General features: G+C 72.1%; 6 protein-coding genes and 1 tRNA gene. 3 read left to right on the top strand and 4 right to left on the bottom strand.

Translation table 11 applies throughout. From position 1 onward, the window contains the following. Window positions 1–537: diphthine synthase (gene dph5, locus GJ634_RS13850; protein ID WP_157503459.1), on the bottom strand; the 537-nt coding region annotated here is incomplete at its 3' end. 82 nt (window positions 538–619) lie between these two features. Between dph5 and GJ634_RS13845 the strand changes: the two genes are divergently transcribed. The 3 genes from GJ634_RS13845 to GJ634_RS13835 all read left to right on the top strand — a co-directional run bounded on the left by GJ634_RS13845 (window position 620) and on the right by GJ634_RS13835 (window position 2,594). After that, window positions 620–1,603 (top strand): class I SAM-dependent methyltransferase family protein, encoded by a 984-nt coding sequence (locus tag GJ634_RS13845; protein ID WP_157503458.1) that lies wholly within the window; start codon window positions 620–622, stop codon window positions 1,601–1,603. Between the two features lie 108 nt (window positions 1,604–1,711). Further along, window positions 1,712–1,785, top strand: a tRNA-Thr gene (locus tag GJ634_RS13840). A 92-nt stretch (window positions 1,786–1,877) separates the two neighbouring features. Then, window positions 1,878–2,594, top strand: a complete 717-nt coding sequence (locus tag GJ634_RS13835) for a DUF4396 domain-containing protein (protein WP_157503457.1) — start codon at window positions 1,878–1,880, stop codon at window positions 2,592–2,594. Here the strand turns inward: GJ634_RS13835 and GJ634_RS13830 are convergent. The 3 genes from GJ634_RS13830 to GJ634_RS13820 are packed head-to-tail and all read right to left on the bottom strand — an operon-like array spanning window position 2,591 to window position 5,437. Continuing rightward, complete coding sequence (locus GJ634_RS13830; RefSeq protein ID WP_157503456.1) at window positions 2,591–3,358, bottom strand: MOSC domain-containing protein; 768 nt, start codon at window positions 3,356–3,358, stop codon at window positions 2,591–2,593. The genes GJ634_RS13835 and GJ634_RS13830 overlap by 4 nt on opposite strands. Window positions 3,359–3,383: 25 nt before the next feature. Beyond that, on the bottom strand, window positions 3,384–4,856 hold the full coding sequence (locus GJ634_RS13825; protein WP_331714189.1) for an HTTM domain-containing protein: 1,473 nt from the start codon (window positions 4,854–4,856) through the stop codon (window positions 3,384–3,386). Window positions 4,857–4,891: 35 nt separating this feature from the next. After that, window positions 4,892–5,437, bottom strand: coding sequence for a thermonuclease family protein (locus tag GJ634_RS13820; protein ID WP_331714188.1), 546 nt, complete (start codon window positions 5,435–5,437; stop codon window positions 4,892–4,894). Window positions 5,438–5,544: the final 107 nt, after the last annotated feature.

The raw sequence follows: 5,544 nt of genomic DNA, 5'->3' as shown, positions 1-5,544 counted from the left end.
GCCGTCCACGCGCGGGTGGTCGACCTTGATGTCCAGATAACAGAGCGTGTGCAGGCCGCGCTCGCGGTTCGCCTCGACGGTCTCGATTACTGAACTCGGGACCCCGTCGGCGCCGTGCGCCCACTCGAACGGGAGCGTCGTCGCCTTCCCGAAGCGGTAGTTCTGGAGGCCCGTCAGGCTGGACGCCGCGGACTCCGCAGTGGGGGCGTGAACCACGCGCGTCTCGATGCCGCGCTCCGCGGCGCGCAGTCGGAGGTCGACGTGCGTCGTCGAAATCATCGTGTCGCCCGCGGTGAGGAAGACCGCGTCGCCGGACTCGGCGGCGGCGAGAATCGGCTCCGGGTCCTGTTCGACGCCCGCGCGGTCCCGGACCACGATTTCGGTGCCGTGGTAGGCTTCGAGGTCGGCGACGTCGGCGCCGACGAGCCTGCTGGTGTAGAACTCCGCGAACGCGCGGTCGGCGTCGGCGATGGCGTCGGCGCCCGCCACGGTGACCGAGCGCTCGTCGTAGAGGCCGAGCCCGACGAACGTGAGCATACGCCCCGTAGCCCGGCCAGCGCCCTATGGGTTTCGAGACGCAAGCGACACGGGTAAGGCCGCGCCCGCCCGACTCCCGGGCATGACTGTGCCGTGTGTCCGCGTCCCCACCGAGGACGGCGAAGCCACGCGCCGCCGGCTCGCGGACGCGGACCTCGTGGTCGACGAGTACGCCATCACGGCCAGCGACGGCGACCTCTACATCCCCGTCAGCGACCCGGACGCGGTCCCTGACGACCTCGACGTCGTGGCGTTCGACGCGCCCGAGCGCGAGACGCCGACGACGCCCGCCGAGATTCTGGGCTTCGAGCCGTCCTACGAGCGCCTCGGCGACGTCGTCATCCTCGACGAGGACGACCCCGAGCGCGCCCGCGAAATCGCCGACGCCGTGATGGAGTCGGACGTCCGCGCGGCGACGGTCGTCAACCGCGCGTCGAAGATCAAGGGCACCGAGCGCGTCCGCGACTGGGACGTCCTCGTCGGCGAGAGCACCGAGACCGTCCACACGGAGTACGGCTGCGAGTTCGAGCTCGACCTCGCCGAGGTGTACTTCTCGCCGCGGCTCGCGACCGAACGCCACCGCGTCGTCGAACAGGTGCAGGCGGACGAGCGCGCCTTCGACATGTTCGCGGGCGTCGGGCCGTACGCGGTCCCGATGGCGAACGCCGGCGCGGCGGTCGTCGCCACCGACATCAACGAGACCGCAATCGAGTACCTCCGGAAGAACGCCGAGCGCAACGGCGTCAGCGAGCGCGTCACGGCCATCGCGGGAGACGTGAGAGAGGCTGCCGAGGAGTACGAGGACTGGGCCGACCGCGTCGTGATGAACCTCCCGCACACGGCCGACGAGTTCCTCGACACCGCGGTCGCGCTCGCCGCCGACGACTGCGTGGTTCACTTCTACGACATCCAGCACGAGGACGACCCGTTCGGCCCCGGCATCGCGGCCATCCGCGAGGCCGCCGAACCCGAGTACGAGGTCGAGGTGGAGACCGAGCGCACCGTGCGGTCGTACGCGCCCCACGAGTACAACGTCGTCGTGGACGCCCGACTGACCCGCCGGTGATTCGCAAGGCTTATTTCTCGAATCCGGCTACGGAGAGGTACGCAGGTCGCGCCGGTGTCCCGCCGAACGAAGTGAGGCGGGGTTCGGCACACGAGTGAAACGACGTGTGCCGGTATAGCTCAGACTGGTAGAGCGATTCCTTCGTAAGGAATAGGCCGAGGGTTCAAATCCCTCTACCGGCTCTTCTCCCTTCGTCCTCGACCGACAGCGACTGTGTCGCCGTTCGCCCGAGGAGGCCACCACGCTCTAAGGCGCCGCGTCCCGAGTGGCGTCCATGTCCGTCGCAGCGTTCTTGGGTTCGGTCGAGGAGGCGCTCGCGCCGGCCCGCGACGTCGTCCGGCCGGTGCTCTCGGACCACCGCGTGCTCGCGGCGTGGGCGGTGCTGGTCGCGGCGTCCGTGGGCGTGCTCTGGTGGGACCTCCGCCGGCACAACGAGGCGATTCCGTCGCTGATGCGGGGCGTCTGGACGCTCGTCGCGGTGTACTCGGGGCCGGCGGGGCTGGCGCTGTACTGGTACGCGGGCCGCACGCAGATAGCCAGAGACTCGCTGTGGCGGCGGGGCGTGCGGTCGACCGCGCACTGCTACTCGGGGTGTGGCGCCGGGGAAGTGACGGGCGTCGTCCTGCTCGTGGGCGTGCTCGCCATCGGCGACCAGCTCGTGACGACGCTCGGGACGTTCGCGTTCGCGTACGCGTTCGGGTACGCGCTGACCGTCGGCCCGCTCCTGCAGGAGGGGGAGGCGCTCGCCACCGCGCTCGCGGACGCGCTCTACACGGAAACGCCCTCTATCACCGTGATGGAGGTGACCGCCATCGGCACCGACGTGCTGCTGGCGGGCGAGGCGACCATCGGCGAGCCGCTGTTCTGGGGCGCGCTCGCGTTCTCGCTTTCCGTCGGGTTCGTCGCCGCGTATCCGGTGAACGTCGCGCTCGTCCGCGTCGGCGTCAAGGAGGGGATGGCGGACCCGACGGAGCTGGCCGACGCGAGCTAATCCTCCCGCACCTCGTCCCCGACGCGCAGCGTCTGCCCGCGGCTCGCTTCGGGCACGCGAGCGACGAGCATGAGCGTGTAGAAGTGGTCGAAGGCGTCCCGGTCGGCGAACTCGGGGAACGTCTCGCGGCGTCGCCGGACGAACGTCTCGCGGAACTCCGGCGTGGGCTCGCCGGTGTCGGGGTCGCGGCTCGGGACGACGCAGCGCCCGCAGGGCGTGACGCCCTCGAAGCGCACGCCGCCGGCGTCGAAGCCGGGCGCGTCCTCGCCGACGAAGCGGTCCTCCCAGAACGCGGGAACGCCGGCTACTTCGACGTTCGCGCGGAGGCGCCGGCGCACGCCGTCGACGGTGAGGCCGTCGAACCACGACGCGACCTCGCGGAGGGTGGCGGTGCTGACGACGGACGGCCCCATCTCGCGGCGGTCGACGTAGCCGAGTTCGTCGTCGCGTTCGAGCGTCAGGTCCGCGTCGAAGAACTCGGAGAACCACGCTTCGGCGGCCCCGGGGTCGCCGTCGAGGTCGAAGCGCCGGGTCTCGCCGCCCCGCGTCTCCGCGACGAACTCACGGGTCTCGCGGTCGAAGTCGGTGGCGAGGTCGTGGACGCGAGCGGTGCGCTTGCCGTTGAGGACGTCACCGTCCCCGTCGAAGAACGCGTACGTGCGGTCGTCGGCGAGCGTGCCGCCCGGGGTCACGTCGGCGGCGTTCACTTCGATGCCGTCCAGCCCCTTCACGGGGTAGACGCGCAGACGGTCGACTCGTGCCATCACCGGAGGGACGCGCGGCGGACGCTTAGGTGTTCGTCCGAACGCCGGCCGAGCAGTTCGTCGCCGCGAGTTTCACGCGCTCGGTCGGGTCCGAGCCGTCCAGACGCACCTGCTGTTCGACGACGTAGAGCTCGACGGACCGGAGTTCCCGTTCGCCGTCCCACCGCGCGCAGAGGTAGTCGGCGAACGCGCCGGCCACCCGCGGTTCGCGGGCGCGGACGTTCGCGACGTACTTCCGCCAGCGCGAGCTCGGGTAGCTGTTCGCGACGTCGGGCGGTTCCGCCCACTCCACGGGCCCGCCGCGGAACGCGTCGACGCGCTCGCCCGACGCGAGCGTGCCGGGCGCGACCACCCAGAAGTCCGTGTCGACGGGCGTCGGCGCGAACATCGACCACCGCGGCTCCGGCTGGCCCTCGACCGGTGCGGCGTCGGGCACCCCGACGAGCCCGATGGTCGCGGCGTTCCAGACGAGCATCCCGACGAGCAACACCGTCAGCAGCGCCGGCACCGCTCGGTCCTTCCAGTACGCGACGCGGCTCGGGAGCGACGGCAGCGCGACCCGCGGGAGCGCTCGGTCCACGCTGGATGCGTACTCGGCGACCGGGAGACGGCGGACGCCGGGGACCGCGCGCCAGCCCGGCAGCCGGTCCCAGAACACCGGTGGGAGGAACGGGAGGAGCGCGGCAATCGAGACGAGCGGGAACACCGCGAGCTGCATCGAGACCAGCATGCCGGCGTGCATCGCGGCGAACAGCCCGGCGAACGCCGCGCGCAGCCAGCCGGTCAGCACCACGAGGAGGACCGACCCCGCGAGCAGGGCGAGCCAGAGCCGGTCGAACGCGGCGACGAGACCGGGGTACTCCGCGAGCACGTCGCCGAGCAGCACGGTGAACATGTCGAGCTCGAGGACGAGCCGGACGGCCTCCCCGGAGAGCCACTCGTCGCCGCGGAGCTTCAGGACGGCGTTCGTGGAGTACACCACGACGACCTGCAGGAGGACGCCCGCGGTGGCGACGCTCGTCACGCGGTCCCGGGCGTCGTCGCCCCTGCGGAGCGCGTCGACGGACCAGCGCTCGCCGAGCGGGAGGAAGACGCACCAGAGGAAGAGCACGCGGAGCAGGGTGTCGCCGCTGTTCAGCACGAGCGGGTTCCGGAAGTGCAGCGACCCGAGCAGGACGGCGGTCAGCACCGTCGCCAGCGTCGTGCGGTAGCCCGCGAGCAGCGCCAGCGCGGCGACCGCCGTCGCGACGAACAGCGCGGCCTGCACCCACGCCGCGCCGGAGAGCGCGTGCACGGAGAGGCGCGCGAGCGGGCCGTACTGCTCGAACAGCAGCGAGCGCGGGTAGACGCCGGCGTCCGTGTAGAACGCGCGGAGGAAGCGCGCGCGGAGCGCGAGGTCCGCGAGCACGACCGCCGCGAGCGCGACCCGCAGGGCGGCGAGTGCGCCCGCGTCGACGCCGAGGCGGCGCGCGACGGCGGCGCGGAGGCGTCCGGTCACGTTCGGGACTGCCGGCGCGCGGCGAATAAGCCTTGCTAGCTCGCGCAGGCCCAGAGGCCGGTGCCGTTCTCGCGCGCCCGCAGTTCGACGGCCGCGTAGTCGTCGCGCTCCGTGAACTCGCTGTCGTAGAGGCGCGCGTAGCCGTTCGCGAGGAGCGCGCGGTTGAACGACTCGTTCTCGACGATTACGTACGCGAGCAGCCGGTCGTAGCCGCCGCGGCGGTCGCTCTCCGCGTCGAACCGCACGGTCACGGACTCGCCGGCGAGCCGTTCGGTGGCGTACTCGCTGGCGCGCTCGCCCCACGACCGCAGACACGACCGCCCGGCCTCGCTGTCGGGGACGCCCTCGAACTCGCCGGGCGAGACGTCCACGTGGACTTCCGGCGTGTCGACGCCGAGCAGGCGGACGCGCTCCTCGGTGCCGTCGTCGAACAGGACGTCCACGGTGTCGCCGTCCACGACGCCGACGACCGTCGCGTCCCGGCTCTCCGCGGACTGCTGGCCGTCGGCGAGCGGGCCGAGACAGCCCGTGCTGACGGCGAGCGCGGCGACGGCGAGCGCGGCGAGTGCGCGTCGGTTCACGGGTGGCGTTCGCCCCGGGGGATGTTAACGGCTGCGCGCTCGCCCGAAAAAAGCGGGTCGTTACGTGCGGCGGGACGCGAGCAGCGCGGCGCCGAGCGCGGCGACGA

The organism is Halobacterium sp. CBA1126, from assembly GCF_009741975.1.
Lineage (GTDB): Archaea > Halobacteriota > Halobacteria > Halobacteriales > Halobacteriaceae > Halobacterium.
Note: the sequence above shows the minus strand (reverse complement) of the source record. Positions and strands in the feature narration are given on the sequence as shown.